Source organism: Ancylobacter vacuolatus (assembly GCF_030813595.1).
Lineage (GTDB): Bacteria > Pseudomonadota > Alphaproteobacteria > Rhizobiales > Xanthobacteraceae > Ancylobacter > Ancylobacter vacuolatus.
The window spans coordinates 15856-37646 of record NZ_JAUSUH010000009.1; the positions used below are offsets into that span (position 1 = coordinate 15856).

The 21791-nt window shown below is 64.9% G+C and carries 17 protein-coding genes and 1 tRNA gene; 5 read left to right on the forward strand and 13 right to left on the reverse strand.

The window, feature by feature from the left end:
• Positions 1-90: 90 nt before the first annotated feature.
• The 3 genes from J2S76_RS17305 to J2S76_RS17315 all read right to left on the reverse strand — a co-directional run bounded on the left by J2S76_RS17305 (position 91) and on the right by J2S76_RS17315 (position 8180).
• Complete coding sequence (locus J2S76_RS17305; RefSeq protein WP_307062381.1) at positions 91-3402, reverse strand: transglutaminase family protein; 3312 nt, start codon at positions 3400-3402, stop codon at positions 91-93.
• A 276-nt stretch (positions 3403-3678) separates the two neighbouring features.
• On the reverse strand, positions 3679-6873 hold the full coding sequence (locus J2S76_RS17310) for an efflux RND transporter permease subunit (protein ID WP_307062383.1): 3195 nt from the start codon (positions 6871-6873) through the stop codon (positions 3679-3681).
• Positions 6874-6986: 113 nt separating this feature from the next.
• The gene (locus J2S76_RS17315) at positions 6987-8180 is read right to left on the reverse strand and encodes an efflux RND transporter periplasmic adaptor subunit (protein WP_307062712.1); all 1194 of its coding nucleotides are present in this window, start codon (positions 8178-8180) and stop codon (positions 6987-6989) included.
• A gap of 532 nt (positions 8181-8712) precedes the next feature.
• Between J2S76_RS17315 and J2S76_RS17320 the strand changes: the two genes are divergently transcribed.
• Together J2S76_RS17320 and J2S76_RS17325 are read left to right on the forward strand one after the other, a co-directional pair.
• Positions 8713-9111, forward strand: coding sequence for a hypothetical protein (locus J2S76_RS17320; protein ID WP_307062385.1), 399 nt, complete (start codon positions 8713-8715; stop codon positions 9109-9111).
• Positions 9112-9369: 258 nt separating this feature from the next.
• Positions 9370-9459 (forward strand) — tRNA-Ser (locus J2S76_RS17325).
• A gap of 616 nt (positions 9460-10075) precedes the next feature.
• Here the strand turns inward: J2S76_RS17325 and J2S76_RS17330 are convergent.
• The 8 genes from J2S76_RS17330 to J2S76_RS17365 all read right to left on the reverse strand — a co-directional run bounded on the left by J2S76_RS17330 (position 10076) and on the right by J2S76_RS17365 (position 18024).
• Positions 10076-11020, reverse strand: coding sequence for a CDP-diacylglycerol diphosphatase (locus J2S76_RS17330; protein ID WP_307062387.1), 945 nt, complete (start codon positions 11018-11020; stop codon positions 10076-10078).
• A gap of 15 nt (positions 11021-11035) precedes the next feature.
• On the reverse strand, positions 11036-11923 hold the full coding sequence (locus J2S76_RS17335) for a hypothetical protein (protein ID WP_307062388.1): 888 nt from the start codon (positions 11921-11923) through the stop codon (positions 11036-11038).
• Between the two features lie 2 nt (positions 11924-11925).
• Positions 11926-12741, reverse strand: coding sequence for a bestrophin-like domain (locus J2S76_RS17340; RefSeq protein ID WP_307062390.1), 816 nt, complete (start codon positions 12739-12741; stop codon positions 11926-11928).
• Positions 12742-12774: 33 nt separating this feature from the next.
• Entirely contained in the window at positions 12775-14157 is a 1383-nt protein-coding gene (locus J2S76_RS17345; RefSeq protein ID WP_307062392.1) for a TAXI family TRAP transporter solute-binding subunit, read from the reverse strand.
• Positions 14158-14955: 798 nt separating this feature from the next.
• Positions 14956-15627, reverse strand: coding sequence for an amino acid ABC transporter permease (locus J2S76_RS17350; RefSeq protein ID WP_307062393.1), 672 nt, complete (start codon positions 15625-15627; stop codon positions 14956-14958).
• 13 nt (positions 15628-15640) lie between these two features.
• Positions 15641-16312: an amino acid ABC transporter permease gene (locus tag J2S76_RS17355; RefSeq protein WP_307062395.1), complete on the reverse strand. Its 672-nt coding sequence runs from the start codon at positions 16310-16312 to the stop codon at positions 15641-15643.
• 12 nt (positions 16313-16324) lie between these two features.
• A complete protein-coding gene (locus J2S76_RS17360) occupies positions 16325-17101 on the reverse strand; it encodes an amino acid ABC transporter ATP-binding protein (protein ID WP_307062397.1) in 777 nt (258 codons plus the stop codon).
• 71 nt (positions 17102-17172) lie between these two features.
• Entirely contained in the window at positions 17173-18024 is an 852-nt protein-coding gene (locus tag J2S76_RS17365; protein ID WP_307062399.1) for a substrate-binding periplasmic protein, read from the reverse strand.
• 301 nt (positions 18025-18325) lie between these two features.
• On the opposite strand from J2S76_RS17365, the gene J2S76_RS17370 reads away from it, so the two are divergent.
• From J2S76_RS17370 to J2S76_RS17380, 3 genes are all read left to right on the forward strand, one after another.
• A complete protein-coding gene (locus J2S76_RS17370) occupies positions 18326-19108 on the forward strand; it encodes an SDR family NAD(P)-dependent oxidoreductase (RefSeq protein WP_307062401.1) in 783 nt (260 codons plus the stop codon).
• Between the two features lie 61 nt (positions 19109-19169).
• On the forward strand, positions 19170-19559 hold the full coding sequence (locus J2S76_RS17375; protein ID WP_307062403.1) for a Rid family hydrolase: 390 nt from the start codon (positions 19170-19172) through the stop codon (positions 19557-19559).
• 26 nt (positions 19560-19585) lie between these two features.
• Complete coding sequence (locus J2S76_RS17380; RefSeq protein WP_307062405.1) at positions 19586-20110, forward strand: hypothetical protein; 525 nt, start codon at positions 19586-19588, stop codon at positions 20108-20110.
• A 72-nt stretch (positions 20111-20182) separates the two neighbouring features.
• Here the strand turns inward: J2S76_RS17380 and J2S76_RS17385 are convergent, their stop codons facing one another.
• Together J2S76_RS17385 and J2S76_RS17390 are read right to left on the reverse strand one after the other, a co-directional pair.
• On the reverse strand, positions 20183-21070 hold the full coding sequence (locus tag J2S76_RS17385; RefSeq protein WP_307062407.1) for a hypothetical protein: 888 nt from the start codon (positions 21068-21070) through the stop codon (positions 20183-20185).
• Positions 21071-21077: 7 nt separating this feature from the next.
• Positions 21078-21791 (reverse strand): SDR family oxidoreductase, encoded by a 714-nt coding sequence (locus J2S76_RS17390; RefSeq protein WP_307062409.1) that lies wholly within the window; start codon positions 21789-21791, stop codon positions 21078-21080.

Here is a 21791-nt window from a genome sequence, read left to right on the forward strand (position 1 = left end):
CTGCGCGCCAAACTGGCGTGCCCAGTCCCGCAAGGCCGGACCTGTGGCGGGAATGAACCACGAAGGAGGATCAACGCCGCACCGGGGAGGTCAAATCCGTGCCGGGCGGCGCAGGTCCAGCGTCGCGGGGAATTCGGTGGAGGGCTCTTCCGGCGGGACGAACAGATAGCCCGGCGTGTGGCCATGATCCTGGAAGCGCGCCAGCCGCCTTGCCTGCGCCTCATAGGAATTCACCGGGAAGGTCTCGTAATTGCGCCCGCCGGGATGGGCGACATGGTAGACGCAGCCGCCCAGCGAGCGATTGGACCACAGATCGACGATGTCGAAGGTCAGCGGCGCCTGCACCGGCAGGGTCGGGTGCAGGCCGGAGGCCGGCTGCCACGCCTTGAAGCGCACGCCGGCGACATATTCGCCGAAGCGCCCGGTGGGCATAAGCGGCAGGCGGCGGCCATTGCAGGCGATGACATGGCGGATCGGGTTGAGGCTCTCCACCCGCACCTGAAGCCGCTCCACCGAGGAATCGACGAAGCGCACCGTGCCGCCGGCCGCCCCCTCCTCGCCCAGCACATTCCACGGCTCCAGCGCCTGGCGCAGTTCCAGCGTCACCCCGCCGCGTTCGACCTGGCCGAAATAGGGGAAGCGGAACTCGCGCTGCGCCTCGAACCACATCGGGTCGACCCGGTAGCCGGCGCGTCCCAGGTCGTGCAGCACGTCCATGAAGTCGGCCCAGACGAAATGCGGCAGCATGAAGCGGTCGGCCAGCGCCGTGCCCCAGCGGGCGAGCGGGCCTTCCTGCGGCTCGCGCCAGAACCAGGCAATGAGCGCGCGCAACAGCAATTGCTGGGCGAGCGACATCCGCCAGTCTGGCGGCATCTCGAAGGAGCGGAATTCGACCAGGCCCAGGCGGCCGGTCGGCCCGTCCGGCGAGAACAGCTTGTCGATGCAGATCTCGGAACGGTGGGTGTTGCCAGTGACATCGGTCAGCAGGTTGCGGAACAGCCGGTCGACCAGCCAGGGCGGCGGCGCCATCCCCTTGCCGGGCGTGGGCACGCTCGCCATGGCGATTTCCAGCTCGTACAGGCTGTCATGGCGCGCCTCGTCGACGCGCGGCGCCTGGCTGGTCGGGCCGATGAACAGGCCGGAGAACAGGTAGGACAGCGCCGGGTGGCGCTGCCAGTAGGTGATGAGGCTCTTCAAGAGGTCCGGCCGGCGCAGGAACGGGCTGTCCGCCGGCATGGCGCCGCCCACCACGACGTGGTTGCCGCCGCCGGTGCCGGTGTGGCGCCCGTCCACCATGAACTTCTCGGTGCCCAGGCGCGACAGCCGGGCTTCCTCATAGAGGTCGCGGGTGATCTCGACGCAGGTCTTCCAATTGGCGGCGGGATGGACATTGACCTCGATGACGCCCGGATCCGGCGCCACGCGGATGACATTGAGGCGCGGATCGACCGGCGGGGTGTAGCCCTCGATATGCACCGGCAGCTTGAGTTCAGCCGCCGTCACCTCGATGGCGGCGAGCAGTTCCAGATAATCCTCCAGCCGCTCGGTCGGCGGCATGAACACGCAGAGCCGTCCGTCGCGCGGCTCGACAGTGAGCGCGGTGCGGACTGATCCCGTGCCGGTGAGCACCTGGTCGACCTGCTCCTGCGAGGGCTCCTCGCTCGCCGAGCGACGGTAGCGCTGGTGCAGCACCTCGGCATCCGGCAGTTCGCCCGATATCGTCATCGGGTCGGCGGGGTTCACATAGGGGTAGGCGGCGGGCGGCACCCAGGGCAGGCTGGCCAGAGGCAGGCGGAAGCCGGCCGGTGAATCGCCCGGCACCAGGAACATGCGCCCGCGCCGGAAGCGCCACTTCTCGCTGACCCAGCCGCGCGAGGCGCGGGCCTGCCAGCGCTGGATCGGCAGCACATAGCCGCTCGGCGTGCCCAGCCCCCGCGCGAAGACACGGGCGAAGCGCGCGCGCGTCTCGGCATCCTCCAGCTTGGTGTCGAACGGGTCGACATTGTCCGGCAGGTCGCCTTCCTTGAGGATCCAGTGCGCGGGGTCCTCATAGGCCGGCTCGGCATAGCCGGCGCCGACGCCGAGGCTGTCGGCCAGCGTCTCGATGAAGCTCTGCGCCTCGGTGATGGTGGAGCCGGCCTGCGTCTCGGTGGCGACGAGCGAGGGGTCGCGCCAGATCGGCTTGCCGTCCTTGCGCCAGTAGAGCGAGAAGGTCCAGCGCGGCAGGCTTTCGCCGGGATACCACTTGCCCTGGCCGTAATGCAGCATGCCGCCGGGAGCAAAACGGGTGCGCAGCCGGCGGATCAGCTCGTCCGCCCGCGCCCGCTTGGTCGGCCCCACCGCCGACGTGTTCCACTCGGCGCCCTGATAGTCGTCGATGGAAATGAAGGTCGGCTCGCCGCCCATGGTCAGGCGCACATCCTGCGCCGCCAGATCGGCGTCCACCCTGTCGCCGAGCGCATCGAGGGCCGCCCAGGCCTCATCGGAAAACGGCAGGGTAACCCGCGGCTTCTCGGCGACGCGCGTCACCCGCATGTTGAACTCGAACTCGGTCTTCGTGCCCTCCTCCGCCGTGAAGCCGCCGGTGATCGGCGCCGCCGAGGACGGGTTGGGCGTGGCGCAGAGCGGCAAATGACTCTCGCCGCACAGAAGACCCGAGGTGGGGTCGAGGCCGATCCAGCCGGCGCCGGGCAGATAGACCTCGCACCAGGCGTGAAGATCGGTGAAGTCGACCTCGGTGCCGGTCGGGCCTTCAAGCGCCTTCACATCGGGCTTGAGCTGGATGAGGTAGCCCGAGACGAAGCGGGCGGCGAGGCCGAGCCGGCGCAGCACCTGCACCAGCAGCCAGCCGGAATCGCGGCAGGAGCCGGAGGCGCGCGACAGCGTCTCGTCCGGCGTTTGCACGCCCGGCTCCAGCCGGATGAGATAGCCGACATGTTGCTGCACCTTCTGGTTGAGCTCAACCAGATAGTCCACCGTCATCGACCCGGCGGGGGGCTGGATGCTCTGGACGAAACCGTCGAGAAGCGGCCCGCCCTCCTCCCGCTCCAGATAGGGGATCAGTTCCTTGGCCAGCTCCGGCGGATAGGCGAAGGGCAGCCGCTCGGCATATTCCTCGATGAAGAAGTCGAACGGGTTGTACACCGTCATGTCGGCAATGAGGTCGACCTCGACACGGAACTCGGTCGCTTTTTCCGGGAAGACGAAGCGGGCCATCCAGTTGCCGAACGGGTCCTGCTGCCAGTTCACGAAATGGTTCGAGGGCGTGACCTTGAGCGAATAGCTCTGCACCGGGGTTCGGCAATGGGGCGCCGGGCGCAGCCGGATGATCTGTGGCCCGAGAAGGACCGGGCGGTCATAGGTGTAGGCCGTGACGTGATGCAGGCTCGCGAAAATTGTCATAGGCACCAACCGACAGACGAAGACGATGCCGCACGCGCCCGGAAGCGGCCAGCGGGGCGGAACCCGATGATGAACGCAGGAATCGTGCCGCAGGGCAATGGGGCTCCCGCCCTAGGCTGCGAGGAGCGGGCGGCCCGGTGCCGCCTAGCCGGGCGCCACCGGCCTGCCGCGAATTGAGGCGCCAGGGATGTCAAATCGCGAGGCGAAGCGAGGCGAAGCGAGGCGAAGCGAGGCGAGGCGAGGCGCATCGCGCGCGGGCCGCATGCCCGCGCCGGCTCACGCCGAATGGACGGTACCCTCGCCCGAGGCCGGCGGCACCGTGCCGGCTGGCGCGGTTCCTGCTGGCGTCTTGCCGCGCACCCGCCATTCCTCGAAGCGCTGCAGCACCGTGTAGAAGGACGGCACGAACAGCACGGCGAGGCAGGTGGAGGCGAGCATGCCGGAGAACACCGCGATGCCGATCGACTTACGCGAAGCGGCGCCCGCGCCGGTGGCCAGCACCAGCGGCAGCACGCCAAGGATGAAGGCGAAGGAGGTCATCAGGATCGGCCGGAATCGCAGCCGCGCGGCCTCGGTCGCCGCCTCCACGATCTCCATCCCCTCCGCCCGTTTCTCGCGCGCGAACTCCACGATCAGAATCGCGTTTTTGGCCGAGAGCGCGATCAGCAGGATCAGCCCGATCTGGGTGTACAGATTGTTCGACACCCCCAGCCCGGTCAGCGCCGCCACAGTGCCCAGCAGCGCCAGAGGCACCGCGAGCAGCACGGAGAACGGCAGCACCCAGCTTTCATACTGGCCGGCGAGGACGAAATAGACCAGCAGGATGGCGAGGCCGAAGACGAAGTACACCTCGTTGCCGACCACCTCCTCCTGATAGGACATGGCGGTCCAATCGAAGCCCATGCCGGCCGGCATGGTCCGGTCGGCGACCTGGTCCATGATGTCCAGCGCCTGCCCGGAGGAGAAGCCCGGGGCCGGCCCGCCCTGGATGGTGGTGGCGGGATAGAGATTGTACAGCGTGATCAGCGGCGGGCCGAAGGCGGGCTCCACCTGCGCCAGCGTGCCGAGCGGCACCATCACGCCTTCCGGTGTGCGGATTTTCAGGTTGAGGATTTCCTCCGGCGTGCGGCGGAAATCGGGCTCGGACTGGATATAGGCCTGGAAGGTCTGGCCGAACTCGTTGAACTGGGTGACGTAGCTCGAACCGACATAGCCCTGCACGGTCGAGAACACCTGGCCCACCGTCACGCCCAGCGTCTCGGCCTTGATGCGGTTGATCTTGAGCAGCAGCTGGGGAACGTTGGCGCGGAACGAGGTGGACAGGCGCTGCAGCGCCGACTGGGTCGAGGCATTGGCGAGGATCTGCTGCGTCACCGCCTGCAGCTCGGCGAAATCGAAGCTGCCGTCCTTCTGCTGCAGCATCATGGTGAAGCCGGAAGCGTTGCCCACGCCCTGAATCGCCGGCGGCACCAGCACGAAGGTGAAGGCGTCGTCGACCTGCTGCAGCTCCTTGTTCAGGGTGTCATAGATGTCGCGCAGCCCCTGCCCGGCCTTGTCGCGCTCGTCCCAGGGGTTGAGCATGACATAGGCGACGCCGCCATTGGGCAGTGTGGCGTTGTTGTCGAGCACCGAGACGCCGGAAATGGCGATGACATCCTTCACGCCGGGCGTCTTGCCGGCGATGGCGGAGATCTGGTCCATCACTGCGGTGGTGCGCTGCAGCGAGGCCGCGTCCGGCAGCTGGGCGCCGATCAGCACATAGCCCTGGTCCTCGGTCGGCAGGAAGCCGGTCGGCACCCGCGTGATGCCCCAGATGGCGAGGCCGATCAGCACCAGGCCGACAGTGACCACGATCCCGCTCGCCTTGACCATGTGGTGGATCAGGCCGGCATACCAGTGCTCGGCCTTGTTGTAGACCTTGTTGAAGCCCCGGTAGAAGAAATTGCGCTGGTCTTCGGGCACCGGCTTGCGCAGCCACAGCGCGCACTGGGTCGGCTTCAGCGTCAGCGCGTTGATCGCCGAGATGAAGGCGGTGGCGGCGATGACGAGGGCGAACTGCTTGTACATCTGGCCGGTGAGACCGGGCATGAACGCGGCCGGCAGGAACACCGCCATCAGCACCAGCGTGATGCCGATGATCGGCCCGAGCAGTTCATCCATCGCCTTTTCGGCGGCCTCGCGGCCGGGCAGGCCCTTCTCGATATGGCGCGCCACGCCTTCGACGATGACGATGGCGTCGTCGACCACGATGCCGATGGCTAGCACGATGGCGAACAGGGTGGAAAGGTTGACCGTGAAGCCCATCGCCGCCATCGCGGCGAAAGTGCCGATGATCGTCACCGGCACGGTGGTCGCCGGCACCAGCATTGCCCGCCAATCCTGCAGGAAGACCAGGATGACGATCAGAACCAGGATGCCCGCCTCGAACAGGGTCTTGTAGACCTCGGTGATCGAGGCGTTGACGAACACGGTGGTGTCGAACGGCACCGCATAGGCGAGGCCCGGCGGGAAGCTCTTGGCGAGCGTCTCCATCTTGGCCTTCACCTCGGTCGCCACCTGCAGCGAATTCGCCTCCGGCAGCTGGTAGATGCCGAGCGCCGCCGCCGGCTTGTCGTTGAAGGTGAAGATCTGGCTGTAGGTCTGGGCGCCGATCTCGACCCGTGCCACGTCGCGCAGGCGGGTGATGCGCCCGCCATCGGCGTTCGACACCTTGACGATGATGTTCTCATAATCGGCGACGTTGTTGAGGCGGCCGTCCATCGACAGGGTGAACTGAAAATTCTGGCCCTTCGGCACGGGCGGCATGCCGACCACGCCGGAGGCCACTTCCTGGCTCTGCTGCTGGATGGCGTTGACCACATCCTGCGGGGTCAGCTGGCGGGCCTGCAATTCGTCGGGATTGAGCCAGACGCGCATTGCATACTGGCCGGCGCCGAACACGGCGACATTGCCGACACCGTCGAGGCGGGCGATCTCGTTCTGCAGATTGATGACGCCGTAATTGGCCAGGAACAGGCTGTCATAGGTTCCATCAGGCGAATAGAGCGTGACGAATTGCAGGATCGCGGTCGACTTGATCTGCGTCGTCACGCCCTGAACCTGCACCGCCTGCGGCAGCGAGGCGAGCGCGATGGCGACACGGTTCTGCACCAGCACCTGAGCCATGTTGGGGTCGGTGCCGATGGCGAAGGTCACGGTCAGCGTATAGGTGCCGTCGCTGGCGCTGGTGGACTGCATATACAGCATGTCCTCGACGCCGTTCACCTGCTGCTCGATCGGCAGCGCGACGGTGTCGACCAGCGTGCGGGCGCTGGCGCCGGGATAGAGCGTCGTCACCTGGATGGTCGGCGGCACGACGTTGGGATATTGCGCCACCGGCAGCGAATAGAGCGCGACAGCGCCGATCAGCACGAAGACCAGCGCGAGAACGTTGGCGAGGACCGGCCGTTCGATGAAGAAGCGGGAGATCATGTGACGGGCCTTCGGTTCAAGCGGGCCGGAGCGAAAGTCGCGGGGTCGTGGCTGGCGTTCGGTACGTCGTTGTTCGGCGCGCGGCGGCCATGCCGCCGGCAGTCAGCCGGCGGTCAGTTCGCCGGCTTGGCCGGGGCCGCGGCCTCGGCCTTGGAGGTGTCGGTCTTGGAGGCGTCGGTCTTGGCAGCGTCGGGCGTCGCCGCCGCGGCGCCATCCGCCTTGCCTTCGACCGGCGCAACCTTCGAGCCCGGCGTCGCCCGCTGGATGCCGCCCACCACCACGCGATCGCCGGCCGCAAGGCCGGATTCGATCACCCGGTAGTCGCCGATCTGCTGGCCGACGGTGACGATCTTCTGCTCGACCACGTCGTCCTTGTTCACCACCAGCACATATTTGCCCTGCTGCGCGGTGCCGATTGCCGTATCGGCGACGAGGAAGGCATTGGGAATCTGCTTGGCGGGAATGCGCACGCGCACGAAAAAGCCGGGCAGCAGCTGCAGCGTCGGGTTGTCGAACACGCCGCGCACGAGGAGCGTGCCAGTGGCGGGATCCACTTCCGGCGAGACATAGTCGAGCCGACCCTTGTGCGGGTACTCGTCGCCCTCGTCCTGCAGGCCGAGATCGATCTCGATCTGCTTCACATCCTCGATGGTCCGGCCCTGTGCCGCCAGCGCCTGCTTGATACGCAGGACCTGGTTCTCGCCGATGTTGAAATAGGCGTAGATCGGGTTCATCTGCACGATGGTGGCGAGCTTGGTAGGCTGGGTGTGGCCGACCAACTGGCCGACATCGGCGAGGTGGCGGGTGACGATGCCGTCAAACGGCGCCAGCACCGTGGTGTAGCCCAGATTGATGGTGGCGATCTCGATATTGGCCTTGGCCGCGTCCACCGAGGCAGCGGCCTCGTCCCTCGCCGCGCGCGCCTTGTCAACGGTCGCCTGCGAGGAGAAGTCCTGCTGGCCGAGCGTGGCCTGGCGCTGATATTCGGCCTGGTTGTTGGTGAGCTGGGCCTCGGCCGAGGCGAGCTGCGCCTTCGCCTGGTCGAGATCGGCCTCATAGGTGTTCTGCTGGATGAGGAAGAGGCGGTCGCCCTTCTTCATCACCGCACCGTCCTTGTAGTCGATCGACATCAGGAAGCCTTCGACACGGGCGACCAGATCGACCGTGTTGATGGAAGCCGTGTTGCCGGTGAATTCGAGATACTGCGTCACCGCCTGCTGGACGGGCGCGGCCACCGTGACCTGCGGCGGCGGGGGCGGGACGTATTTGTTCTCTTCCGAGCACGCCGCCAGCAGCACGGACATCATCCCGACGCCGAGCCATCCGGCTCCCGCACGCCGCCGACCGGCCTTACTCACGCTCGGACCCATTCCACTCTCCCGTGGCGCCATTTCCGCCAACGGACTATACCGCCGACCGCCCCCTTGTCTAGTTGCGCCTACTTTCGCGTATTCAATAAAAAGAAATGCTCCAGAAATAGAAAATCGAGAAACATACATCCGTCATCTTGCACATCAGGCCACGCGAGAGCACGGCGAATCCCCTTCAGGTGGTCTATTTTTCCGCCGGAAACGGTCGCTATAGTTCGCCTCACCCGTGTTGAGCGTGGCATCGAGGCACCTTTTGGATGCCCGTAGACGCGACCAGCTGCCGCCACACCGGAAGATCTTGCGCCTGGGCGCCATCTGTCGGCCCTGGCGCCGCGGCGGGGCCGGAGGTCGACCTTGCGGGAGCCGGGGGTGGCTCGACTTTTACCGCGCATCGACTAGGCTGCGACGGCGCGGCGAGCTTGCAGCCCGAGTTCCGGTCCGGACGCCGCGCCGGACCGCGAGGCCCTCCATGTCGCACACGTTCTTTCGTCGCCGCGCTCTCCTGGCCGCCCTGTCGCTCGCAGCCCTGCCCGCGGCGGCGCTTCTGCTGCCGGGGGCCGCGCCGGCCGCCCTGGCGCAGGCGGGCGACGCCCGCTTCGCCGGCCTGTCCCTCACCCAGGGCGACCTGTTCACCAATGACGTGGGAACGGTGATGGGGGTGACGGTCGCCAACAACACCGCCGCCACGGTCGGCTCGGTTGCGGTCGAGTGCAGCTTTACTGCCAAGGGCAAGCCAGCGGGCTCGGCGGGCACCACGATCTACAACATCGTCGCCGGCGCGACCGGCCAGGACCGGGTGAACCTGATGGGCCCAAAGGCCGACGCCGCCAGCTGCGCCATCACCGCGATCGGGCCGCCGCTGAACTGAACCGGGTAAACCGTCCGCGCCCCGCGCCCGGAATGCCGACGGCGCCCCGCGCCGACCCGCCGGACGCGGGAAAGATGCCGGCAAGCCGGGCCGTCCGATGGCCCGGGACCGCGCTTTTCAACAGCCTGGCACGATTGACGTCGCGTCCGGGTGCGTGGCGCTTGCCAGAGTGGCGCGCTTCGCTATATTCCGCGCCTCTTCGATGCGTCGTGGGCTAGCCCTGCCGCAATCGAAGGCATCCGGCCCCGGGCCGGCGACGGAGGGGTGGCCGAGTGGTTGAAGGCGCACGCCTGGAAAGTGTGTATACGGGAAACCGTATCGCGGGTTCGAATCCCGCTCCCTCCGCCACTGCTCAGAAATTCGCGCAAATGCGATGCGGTCAACTGAACCCCTCGCACCGGGACCATTCTAGCCCTCGCCATCCGCACCCCCCAGCCCAGGCCGAGGCCAAAGCGGCTGCATGTTCCATCTGGCAGCTTCAGTCATAGAGGTCACCTTTCAGGTATCGCAGTCCGGTGTCGACAATGACTGTGACCACATTCTTCCCGGGGCCAATGCGGCGGGCATCTGCCTGGCTGCCAATACGTTTGCGCCGGAGGTCGCGCCACCGAAAATGCCTTCATGCCGCGCCATAGTGCGCGCACTTTAGTAAGCGGCTGCGTCAGTCACCTGGATGACCTCATCGATCAGGTCGCGCCGCAGGATTTTGGGCGTGAAGGACAGCCCGATGCCTTCCAATTTGCGAGACCCTCCCGTGAACCCGCCGGAAATGTTGCGGACCCTGATCAGGTTCAACTGCGACGATGTGGGTGCCGGGATTCCGTTCCTTCAGGAATTCGGCATTCCCGGAAATGCATCCCCCTGCGCCATTCAACCAGCAATTCTAACAGTTGCGTCAGGCCGCGACGTTGATGCCGCATTGCGCTGCCACCGAAGAGCGCTGCGAGCTTCCGCCGAAGTGAGGTTATCCGCGTGATAAGCGCAGGCGGCAGTCCGTCGGGCTGATGTAGTTCAACTCGGATCGCTCGAACCGTTCGGCAGACAGGATCCAAAGGCCCCTGCCGTCATCGGTGAGGGTCGCCATCACGCCATGGAGCGGAAGATCCGCTGCGCCTCGGGGCAGCATGGTCCGGACGATGGCCGAGATGTCGATGCCGGCGAATGGATGGCTCCCGGCAGGTACCGCGATGAAGCGGGCGTAAAAATTCAAGCCGTTGATGCGGACGCTCGCAGCATCGCGCGCCAACCCCGCCAGCGCGGTGCGATAGGCGGGCTTCAACGTCCCGATGTGAATGTGGAACTGGTGCTGGCCGCGCGTCGTCGGGGGCTGAATGGCGAAGGCGAGATCGTCCTTTGCAAAGGGCGGCTCGACCATGGTCTGCGAGGCGACATAGGCGTCCTGCCAGTAATTGCGCTCGGCATAGCCGGGCACGTCCTCGATCCCGATCACGGGCGGGATCGCCCAAAGCACAAAACGGCAGTTCTCCCCACGTGCGCGCGGATAGCGATCGGGATCACGATAGCGGGTGTCGTACTGCAGGAAGAAATCATGTCCGTCATTGCTGCCGCGTATGAACTCTCCCTGCGCATCAGCGCAGCGGCCGCTGGCACAGGCGTCGGAGGCAAGAAACCGGAAGACGGCGCAGGTCCCCGCTGACGCATTGACGGGGTCTGCGCAGGCCGCGCAGGGCGCCGGAGCCTTGTCGTCCTTATTGGCCTCCGGCGGCGAGGCCCAATGAAGCACCTCCCCCGACGGCAGCGAGGGCGGGTTGAGGGGGCAGGCTTGCACGCGCGGTTCAGCCGCGTCGCTCACCCCGGAAGCGACAGCCAGCACAAATCCAAGCAGAAGGACGGCCACAGGCCGGCGCTCCCTCGCGCGAAAAGGCCTCGCCTGGCGTTCGCTGGTCATGCCCGCACCTCCTTCTCAATCCTCGTTCAGCGAGTAGACCAGCGCGGGCGATTGCCGGAGGGCACCCTTGAAGCGGTAGGGAACATCCTCCGCATGGTTGGCCGCCGGCATGTCCGGGCTCACGAGATGCAACTGGTCGCCAAACACGCCGGAGATATCGACATGGCAGTGCCGGGCAATCTCCACATAGCTCGGGCCGTCATCGACCTCGAAATCGAAGATGTCGCGGTCTGGCACGTGCGTCATCGACACGTCGACCACCAGGCTCCGCGCCACCTCAAGTTTGCTGCTGCTGAGATTGATGCCGTCCTCGGCGGGCGCCACCACCTGAAGGCGCTGCAGCCTGATCTGCGAATTGGTGAGATCGAGCCCGTCATCGCCGGAATGGAAGCTTCTGAGCTCGCCAACCCGCCACTCCTGCGGCCCCACTCCCATAAGGGAGAACCCGTCCCTGTCGTCCAGCATGGGATCGTTGCTCGGAACCGCCGGGTCGCCGTGGCCGAGATGGTAGACCGCGATCAAGGCGGCACTGAAATACGACGCCGCGCTTGGGCCTGCGGCCGTGACGTCCAGCCCGTCCTTTTCCGCGCTGCGATAAGCACCGAAGAACCAGACCCCACCATTGTCGGCCTTCCTCACCGGGCGGAAGAGGTGGTTGCAGGCCCGTATATACAGGCGTGCCGCGTCAAGCGAAGAACCCTGCTCGAAGATGAGCGCCGCATGGCCGATCGGGCTTGTGGGCACAAGGCCGTTGAGGATGAGGATACTGACCCCGTCCTCGACGACGAGCCGCGCTCCCTTGCGAACGCGAACGTCCGTGGTCACGACATAGGTGACGCCCGCCTTCAAGCGCAGCGTGCCGGTGACGGGCCCCTGAAGGAGTTCCACACATGTGTCGGCCATGGTCACGACGCCCCCGGACGGAGGGTCGGATCCTGCAGCTTCAGGCCGTTATAGACGTCCTGCAGGCTCTCGGCCGACGTTGTCGTGTCGCCGAGATAAGGAAGGTCGATGATCGCGATGGCGGCAAGCAAGAGTGTCAGCATGATCAGTTGGACGGTCAGCGTGATGGCCCGGACCGGCGTTGCCTCGACCAGCCGCAGACCGCAGATGATGATGACGCCGAAAATGCTCAGCAGGCTCACCGTATAGAACATGCTGGGCAAGGCGCTGTTCACGCTCAATATGCGGTCGTTGCGCATCTGAGCCGCAAGCTCCACCGTATCCAGGATCTTGGAGAACTCGGCGACACTCTTTGCCGATTGGGGATCGATCCGATCGATCTGCCAGAACACATCGGCGAGCGCCTTTGAGGTGGTCTCGCTGCCATGCCCCTCCTTCAGCACCGGCCATTCGTCGGTGATGATGGACTGTGTATAGGCGAGCAGTGCTTTCCGCGCGTCCAGTGCCGGTTCGGTGCCTTCGAGGATCAGCAGCCGGTTCAGGCTCTTGATGACCTGCGCCTCCTGCGAAACCTTGTCGTCGAGGCTGGATGCGGTGGTCATGACGAGCGCGAGAACGAAGCCGAGCACCACATAGGCGCCCGACATGGTGTTCTGGGTCGCCGTGTCGACGATGTCGCTGTCATAGTCGAACCAGCTCCATCTGACGTTCATGGACCTGAGCACGGCCGTCGCCAGCAGCAGGGCGAGGCAGGAAAGTGCCGGTATCAGCACCAGGAGCTGCGTGTCCGACAGATATTGCAGGAATGAAAGAGACATCGATCAGCGGCCCCCAAATGCCCAACATGCTGTTCAGAATTTCTTCAGAAGGGCGATCTTCTTCTGCGCATCCTGGATCGTGCTGTTGATGCTACGCCTGAGATTGAAATAGTGCCGCATCTGATCGTCCTGCACCCAGGTTTCGGCCGTTTTCGTATCCAGAACTGTTAGACGCTCGATCACCGATGCCATGTCTTCGGCGGTACGAGCCGCCACGAGCTCATCCTCGAGATAGCGAAGCTCCCAGAAATGAAGCCAGAGCAATTTCTGGGAGGCGAAGCCACGAAAGCCGATGATCTTGTTGAAGACGGGCAAGCCGAGCAGAAGCAGGGCGAGCAGCACAACCCAGACATTCTCCAGTAGCGCGGCAAGCCAAAGAGGCAGATAGCTGAAAATAGCCGGAACGCCGCCGGTATAGAAACGGGTCGCGATAGGGCTCAGCGAAAACCTTCGGTCCCTGTATTTCGGGAAGGTGTCGGCCGCGGGGAAGAAGTTGTCGGATTTCAAATTGATATCGCGCGCCGCAAGCAGAAAAGTCCACTGCACGACGGGATGCAGTTCCTTCTCCACGAGGAGATTCACCGAGGACGCGAGCAAGGCGATGTCGCTCTCGGGCCTGATGTCCGCGATGTCGATGGCGCCGCGCGGCACCGTCACCTTCTGCAGGAAAGGCAGCCGGCGGACATAGGCGTCGACAAGGGGGAAGTTCATCAGCTTGAGGTTCGGATCGCTCAGCATCTGCTGAATGACCGGCGAACTGAAGCCATCGACGATGAAGACCGCGTCGATCTTGCCGGCGCGAAGCTGTTCCACCGCCTCTACATGCGGGAGCTTGAGGAAATTCGGCTGGTCCCCCGTGCCCGGATTGTTCAGGTCCATGAGGGTGGAGAACAGCCTCGCGCTGACCGTGCCCGGCGCGCCGACGGCGATCTGCTTGTTACGGTAATACTGAAAGGGATCGTCGACCTGCACCGTGTCGCCCCGGTAGAACAGCCAGGCGGGTGCAATCGCCACATTGCCGAGGGAGACGAGGCCAGGATAGTCCGCCGGCGACCCCGCTCCCGACACGACGAAGCTGGCATTGATATCCGACCCCGGGTCGCGAATGTCCTTTTCAACGGCATCAAGGCCGGACCGGCTTCGGATGTCCAGCGGCAGGCCCTGGCGCTCGAAATAGGACTGGAAGGCGCCACCGAGCTGGTTGCTCAGCGTGCCACGCTGGCCGATGGCTAGAACCGTAGGCTCGCGTGGAAAGGGCTCGATATACACCAGAATCGCAAGAAAAAGCGCGGCGACGACGACGCCGATCGGCAGATAGAATATGGCAATATTCCACCACGCGACAATCTCCCGCCGAAGATCGTACTTCAGGTATTTCCTGACAAATGCAATGAAATCTCTGGAATATCTGCCCATCGCCCCTATCCGACCCCGGATACGTAGTAAAGAAGTGCTAACTTAGCCCATGCGCCGAGCGACCGACCGCATCTGGAGCGGATTGGCCCCGTGTAGCCACGTTGCATGCCGCGCAGAAGAGGTGACCCGTCCCGCGACGATGAAGCTTGAGTGATGGCGGCTCGCCTGTTTCGCGGACGTATCCCACCGCTATCAGCCGAGGATCGCTCAATGTGAGGCATCGGAAACGGCGGAAGATGGGGGGCATGGCTCGCTCAGGGGCAGAGAGTCGGGACGACGCGACATGCCTCAACTCCAACCTCGATCTGGCTGGAATCGGACACCGATCCCGTTCGTCTATTCCCGGCTATGGCTCCATCAGGCCGATGATCCGAGGCTGGCCGGTCCGCCGGCCGTAGCGCGGCGATGTCGCTCATCAAGCGGCTTGCCATGTTTCCAGCCGTCCAGGTTGCATCAAGACATTATCTGTTTGTTGGTACGGTAACACCCACTCAGGGGGCCGACAAGCGATGTGCCTTCCGCGCCCTGCGGATGCGGGAACGGTGCCTCGCTGCCGAAGCTCATGAAGGCCATCACCAGGAGCGGCGCCGGCTCGGCTATCCCTTGGCCGGCAGGCAATGGCCGTAACGCCGCGCCTCCATCTCCCGACCAGGCGGGAGGGCTTCCGCGTCCCCCCGCAAAAGGCGGCATCGGCGGCATGGGCATGTTCATCGCTGGAAGCACCGGCACGGTCGCCTCCGGGGAGACGCGCAATGAATGATCGACCGGCCGCCGGGAAAGCCGCGCCTTGGCGCGAGTCTACAGCCGCATACGGGCGAGATAGCCCCGCTCGTAGAAAGAGACGATCCGCGTCACCGAGAACGCGATGACGAAATAGATCAACGCCGTGGCGGTGAGAATCTCGATCGGCCGCGCGGTCGAATCGGCAATCATCTGGCCCTGATACATCAGGTCCGCCATGCCGACGGCCGAGACCAGCGCGCTTTCCTTGAACAGGGTCACGCAGTTGGAGAGCAGCGTCGGGACGGCGCGCAGCACCGTCTGGGGCAGGATCACATAAGGAACACTCACCCGCGCCGGCAGGCCGAGGGCGACGCAGGCATCGCGCTGCTCGGCGCCGATGGATTTGAGCGCCGCGCGAAAGCTCTCGCTGGAAATGGCGCCCATATAGAGCGAAAGGGTGAGCACGGTGGAAAACACATTGCCCAGTTCCATGCCGAGGATCGCCGGCAGGCAGAAGAAAAACCAGAACAGCTGGATCAGCACCGGCGTGCCGCGGAAGATCTCCACATAGGTCGTGGCGATCACCCGCAGCACCGGATGGCCGGCCTGGCGCACCACGCTCACAAGGAAACCGAGTGTGAGGCCGAAGGCGAGGCCGAGCGCGGTGAAATACAGCGTGTTGCCAAGACCGATGGACAGCGCCAGGCGATAGTCCCACAGGAAACCGAGGGCGGCGGTGATGTTCATCTCGTCCTTCTCCTCACGCCAGGCGCGAGCGCAGGCGACGCTCGCACAGGCCCACGACCTGCGAGAGCGGGACCGAGAGCGCGAAATAGATGAAGGCGACCGTGGTGTAGATCTCGATCGGACGGTAGGTCTGGGTGGCCAGCGTCTTGCCCTCATACATGAGGTCGGCAATGGCCACGATCGCCACCAGCGACGTCTGCTGCAGCAGGCCGATCGTGTTGGTGAGCAGCACCGGGATCGCCATCAGCACCGCCTGCGGCAGGATCACGTAGATCGTCTTCTTCAGCGGCGACAGGCCGAGCGCCGTGCAGGCATCGTAATGCGAGGCGGGAATGGACTGGATGGCGGCGCGGTAGGCCTCGGCGTTGAAGGCCGTGATGTTCATGCCCAGCGCCAGGATGGCCATGTAGAAGGGGTCGTAAAAAATGCCGAAGAAATACGGCACGCAGTAGAAGATCCAGATGATCTGGACCAGGGCGGGGGTGCAGCGGAAAAGTTCGATGAAGCCGATCGCCACCCAGCGCAGCGGCGCGATGCGGCTCATCACCATCTGGCAGACGAGAAAGCCGCCTATGAGGCCGATGACGGCGCAGATCGCGGTAAGCTGGAGCGTGACCGCAAGCCCCGCCATCAGCGGGTCCCAGTTGGCCGTGATGACCGAGAAGTCCCAGGTATAACGACCCATCGTCTCCACTCCTCAGGAAATGGTCTCGACGTGAAGGACCTTCTTCAGGAAATCCGCGGTGCGCGGCTCGGAGGGGTTGGTGAACATCTTCGAGGGGGGCGCGTCCTCGATGATCCGGCCTTCGGCGGAGAAGATCACCCGGGTGGCGATGCGCTTGGCGAACCACATGTCATGGGTGACGATCATCATCGACATCTTCTGCTCGGCGAGTTCGAGCATCACCCCTTCCACCTCGGTGACGAGTTCGGGATCGAGGGCCGATGTCACCTCGTCGAAAAGCATGATCTTGGGGTCGAGCAGCAGGGCGCGGGCAATGGCCACGCGCTGCTTCTGGCCGCCCGACAGCATGCCGGGAAAGGCGCCAGCCTTGCTCTCCAGGCCAAGACGGGCCAGCAGCTGCATGGCCCGTTCCGTGGCGACCGAACGGCTTTCGCCGCGGGCGCGCATCGGCGCGAGGATAAGGTTGCCCAGCACGGTCAGATGCGGGAACAGCGTGTAGTGCTGAAACACCATCCCGACCTTGTTGCGGACCGGGATGTCGACGAAATTATCCTTCCTGGACTTGGGGTTGGCCTCGATGTAGCGCACGCCTTCGAGCTCGATGCGGCCGCGATCGATCTTCTCCAGGCCCATCACGCAGCGCAGCAGCGTGCTCTTGCCGCTGCCGCTCGGCCCGATGACGACAACACGCTCACCGGCTTCCATCTGGAAGTTGATGTCGTCGAGAACGATCAGGTGCCCGCCGAACGACTTGCGCAGCCCTTGCACGTTCAGGAAGCTGGATGACATGCTGACCCCTCTTACTCACATTGAGAGGCGGACGGCACCACGCGGTGCCGCCCGCTCCAGAAACCGTCAGCTCACTTGGCGCCGGCGAGATACACTTCGCTCCAGTGCTTGAGCGAGGCATCGACCGCACCGAGGGACACCTTCTCTTCGAGGAAGATGTTGAGCACCTGGATGTCATGATAGGTCAACTGCGGCGGCAGGCCGAAGGAGATGCCCTGCTTCATCAGTGCGGGGTGAGCTTCGAGCAGGCCCACCTTTTCCGAATTGGCGGTCTGTAGCAGCAGGTTGGTGGTCGAGTCTGCGCCCGCCACGTCGACGCGGCCGGAGAGCAGCGCCAGATTGAGGCCGTTGGCGTCCGGCAGGCGGACGATCTGCGCCTTCTTGAAGCGCTCGGTCACCTTGTGGTCCTGGGCCGAACCGGACATCACACCGATGCGCATGCCGGGCACGTCGAAAGTGGAGAGGTCGGCGGCCGGATTCTTGGTCTTTTCGCTCGCCAGAAGATAGGCGAAGTTCATCTCGTCATAGCCGGCGATGCCGCTGTAGTTGATGACGAGGGCGCGGGCCGGGGTGCGGTTGAGCGCCGGCGACATGTCCCACTTGCCGGCCTGCAGGCCAGCGACGATGTTGTCCCAGGTGGTGTCGACGAATTCGATCTTCACCTTGAGCACCTCGGCGAACTGTTTGCACAGGTCGAGATAGGCACCGCCATATTCGCCGGTCTTGAGGTCCTTCATGACGTAAGGCGGCGAGATGGCGGAGGCGCAGCGCAAGGTGCCGCGCTTCTGCACTTCCGACCAGTAGCCATCGGCATGGGCAGGCGCAGCCTGCAGCCCGGCGACGACCGCAAGGCCGAGAGCGCCCGCGCCGATACCGTGCGTGCAGAGCCTTGCAAACTTCTTCCAAACGCGAGCTAAAGTCATTTTGTGTTCCCCTTTGCGGAAGCCGATATGCACGCATGATGTCCACCCCAAGCGGACAATCAGGTTCTTGGTTGCTTTTTGTTATATCGTATAAATCTGACGCCCCCTGTCAAATGGAGATTTGACGGACGAGGGCGTCGCCTCCGCCTATAGTTTTAACTGTTTGATATTACATAATTTTTTTCTCCATTTCTGATCACCTCGACGCCATTGCGTGCACGCGCAGGGCGGAAGGAACGCACCTTTCCTCTTGCCTCCCTCGGCGGTTATGTCATTTGTTATATAATAATTGGAGGCGGACATGCAGCGTCATACGGGTCGGCGGGTTCTCATCACGGGCGCCGGAAATGGAATCGGCATGGCGGCCGCCCGCTTCTTCGCGGGCGAGGGCGCGCGCCTGTGTCTTGTTGATATCGACGCCGAGGCGCTGGCGGCCACAATTGGCACGCTGCCGCCGGGCACCGAGGCGCTGAGCCACGCCGCTTCCGTCACCGACGAGGCCGCGATAGCCGGCGTGGTCGAGGCGATGGTCACCGCCTATGGCGGCATCGACGCGGTGGTGAACTCGGCCGGCGTGGTGGTGGTCGAGCCGGCACTGGAGGCCCGCATCGACATTTTCCGCGAGGTGATCGAGGTCAACCTCATCGGCACCTGGATCGTCTGCCAGGCGGCCGCGCGGCACATGGCGCAGGCAGGCAGCGGCTCCATCGTCAATATCAGCTCGGTCTACGGCTTCCAGGGAGCCCCCGCGCGCACCGCCTATTGTGCCTCCAAGGGAGGGGTGGTCAATCTCACCAATTCGCTCGCCGTGGAGTGGGGCCCGCTCGGCATCCGGGTCAACAGCGTGGCGCCCACCGGCACTCGCACACCCATGGTCCAGGGGCTGATCGACCGCGGCATCTATGATGTCGATGCGGTCTCGCGGCGCACGCCGCTGCGCCGCATCGCCGAGCCGGACGAGGTCGCGGCTGCCTGCGGCTTCCTCGTCAGCGACGAAGCGGGCATGACCACCGGCCACCATCTCGCCGTCGATGGCGGCTGGCTCGCCAATGGCTTCCTCATGGCGCCCAAGACGGGCGCCTGATCGTTCGACACGTCGTTCGCCGGGCCCTCGCCCGAGGGCCATGTTTGTGATGGAGCCCACCATGGTAAAACGTCAGAATATTTCCTCCGGCTCTCAGTTCGAGAAACTTTACGGTTATTCCCGCGCCGTGAAGGTCGGCGACACGCTGTACATTTCCGGCACCATCGGCATGGACTATGCCGCCGGCAAAATGCCCGAGGATGCGGTCGGCCAGCTGCGCCAGATCATCAAGAATTTCGAGCTTCCGCTGGCGGCCGCCGGCGGCTCGCTGAAGGACATCGTGCAGATCACCACCTATGTGACGGCGCCGGATATCTTCAAGGAAGTTGGCCCGGAACTCGGCGTGATCTTTGCCGATGTGCTGCCGACCAATGCCGCGCTCGTGGTTGCGTTCCCGGTTCCGGGCGTGCTGGTCGAGATCTCGGCTACGGCCGTCATCGGCTGTGAATGACCGGCTAGAACAGACGGAGATTTCCCATGTGCCAGTCCTGCCATTCCGGCCTGCCCCTGAACTTTGAGGTCGTGGACGAGGCCGGCATCGTTGCGGCGGCGACCGCCGCGCACGAGAGCAATCAGGCCTGGCATTTTCACGTGCTGGCGCCCCGCTGCACCTTCAGCCCGAAGCCCGGCGCCTACACCTTCCTGCTGGAGCTGACCGACGCGAGGCGGGCGCTCTGCGCCTTTTACGATGACAAGCCGACGGCGGTGAACAAGCAGCTCCTGCCTCTGCTGCACGGCGCGGACGCCCTCGCCGACAAGCCGGCCGGGTCCAGCCTCTCGGACGAGGACGAGGCCCTGCTCGGCACCATTGAGCGGGCGGCGAAGGCGGGCACGAGCTGGCACCATCACATGATGTTCCCGGCCTGCGGGCTGAACAGCTCGGACGGCAAATGGCGACTTTTCGTCGAGATCGACGGAAGCGAGCCGGTGATCCGCGACTATGCCGACGAGCCCTCCCGGGTGCTGAACCGCGTCGAGCGGATCTATTTCGGCCTCAGCTGAACGTACAGCACATAGGAAAAACGGGCGCCCCGTGAGGAGGCGCCCGTTCTCGCTCGGCAGAAGCGCGTGGGCTCAGCGCAGATTCTGCCGGGCAAGGGCGGTACGCGTCGCCTCGTTGAGGGCGTTCCAGGGAATGAACGTGTCGAGCCACGCGGCGGCGCGGCCGGTGAACAAAACCAGTTCCTCGATCACGTCGTCGACATCGTCCGGCACGCCGAGCAGCGCCTTGGCGTCGTCGAGCACCTTGCCGGTGGCGTGCAGGGCGCAGAAGCCGTCGATCCGGGCATTGAAGGCGTCGATGAGGAAGGCCAGCACGCGGGCGCGCTCGCCGGGGCCAATGCCATAGGCCGCGCTGCGCAGGCGCCAGATCAGTTCGTGCAGCTTGCGCAATTCGCCTTCCGCCATGGCGAGCGGGCCATAGGGGATCATCATGCCCTGCCGGCGCAGCAGGCCGTACATCTCTTCCGGCGGCGCCTGCCACATCGCCTTGCGCGCCGCGCGCAGGGCGTTCAGCCCCGGCGCGGTGAAGGGCTTTTCCGGTAGAGCGAGGGCGAGCGCATCCTCGTTGGCGCTGAGCCCTGCCAGCAGCGGCTCCTGGCCGTGGTTCGCGACCACGCGGCGGCCGAAATCCTTCAGCCAGCCAATATCGCCGGTCAGCCGCCCGAGCACGGAGACCTGCGCCTTCTCGGCCTGCAGATCGCCATAGATCAGCTCCAGGAACTGGCGTTCCGGCCAATAGAGGAAGGTGCCGGCCGGAAGGGTGAGAATGTCAGCCGGCTTCTCGATGTCGGCCACGACAGGCGCGTGCCAGAAAATGTGCTGCCCGGCGATCTTGGCGCAGTGGATGTCGAGCGCGGCCGGCAGACTGGCGATCACCTTGCCGATCGTCACGGGCGCGAGGTCGGGATAGAGCTCGATCTCGTGCGCGACCCCGTCCAGCGTGAAAGAGAGCGAAGGCATGTGACTGTTATCCCTTAGAGAAAAGCGCACCGCCGACAACTTGTCGCGTCGGAAGCATTTCGATGGTGCTGAGATCGACGAAGTCCGGGCTGCTCAGCACATGCAGGATGGTCGCGGCCACGTTGGCGGGAGTGAGGCACTCATAGCCGTCATAGAATTCTTCGTCGGCACCAAGCTGGTCGTGAATGCCGGTCTGCACCCGGCCGAGCAGGATTTCAGTGACGCGGATGTGGCTGTCGCGCAAATCCACCCGCAGATTGGCCGATAGGGCGTGCATCGCGGCCTTGGTAGCGCTGTAGAGCGCCGGCCCGGTGCCCGGAACCGTGCCGCAGATCGAGCCCAGCAGCACGATGGTGCCGGCATCGGCTGCCTTCATCGCCGGCACCACCGCCCGCAACACGTTGACAGTGCCGAGAATATTGATCGCGACGAGGTTCTCCGCGACGTCGGCGGGGGTTTCGTGGAGCGGGATCTGCGGGCCGAGAATGCCGGCGCAGTGGATCAGCGCGTCGGCTTGCTCGTCCACCAGCGCCGCCATCACCGCTTGCGCATCGCGGATGTCGAGCGCGCGGGTGCGGCAGCCGGTCCGGCGGGCGAGGGCGGCGAGGGCGTCCGCATTGGTGCCCAGTGCAAGCACCGCATAGCCCGCCCGGGTAAGCTCAGCGACGATGACGCCACCGATGCCGCCTGTCGCGCCTGTCACGATCGCCGTCGGTTGCAT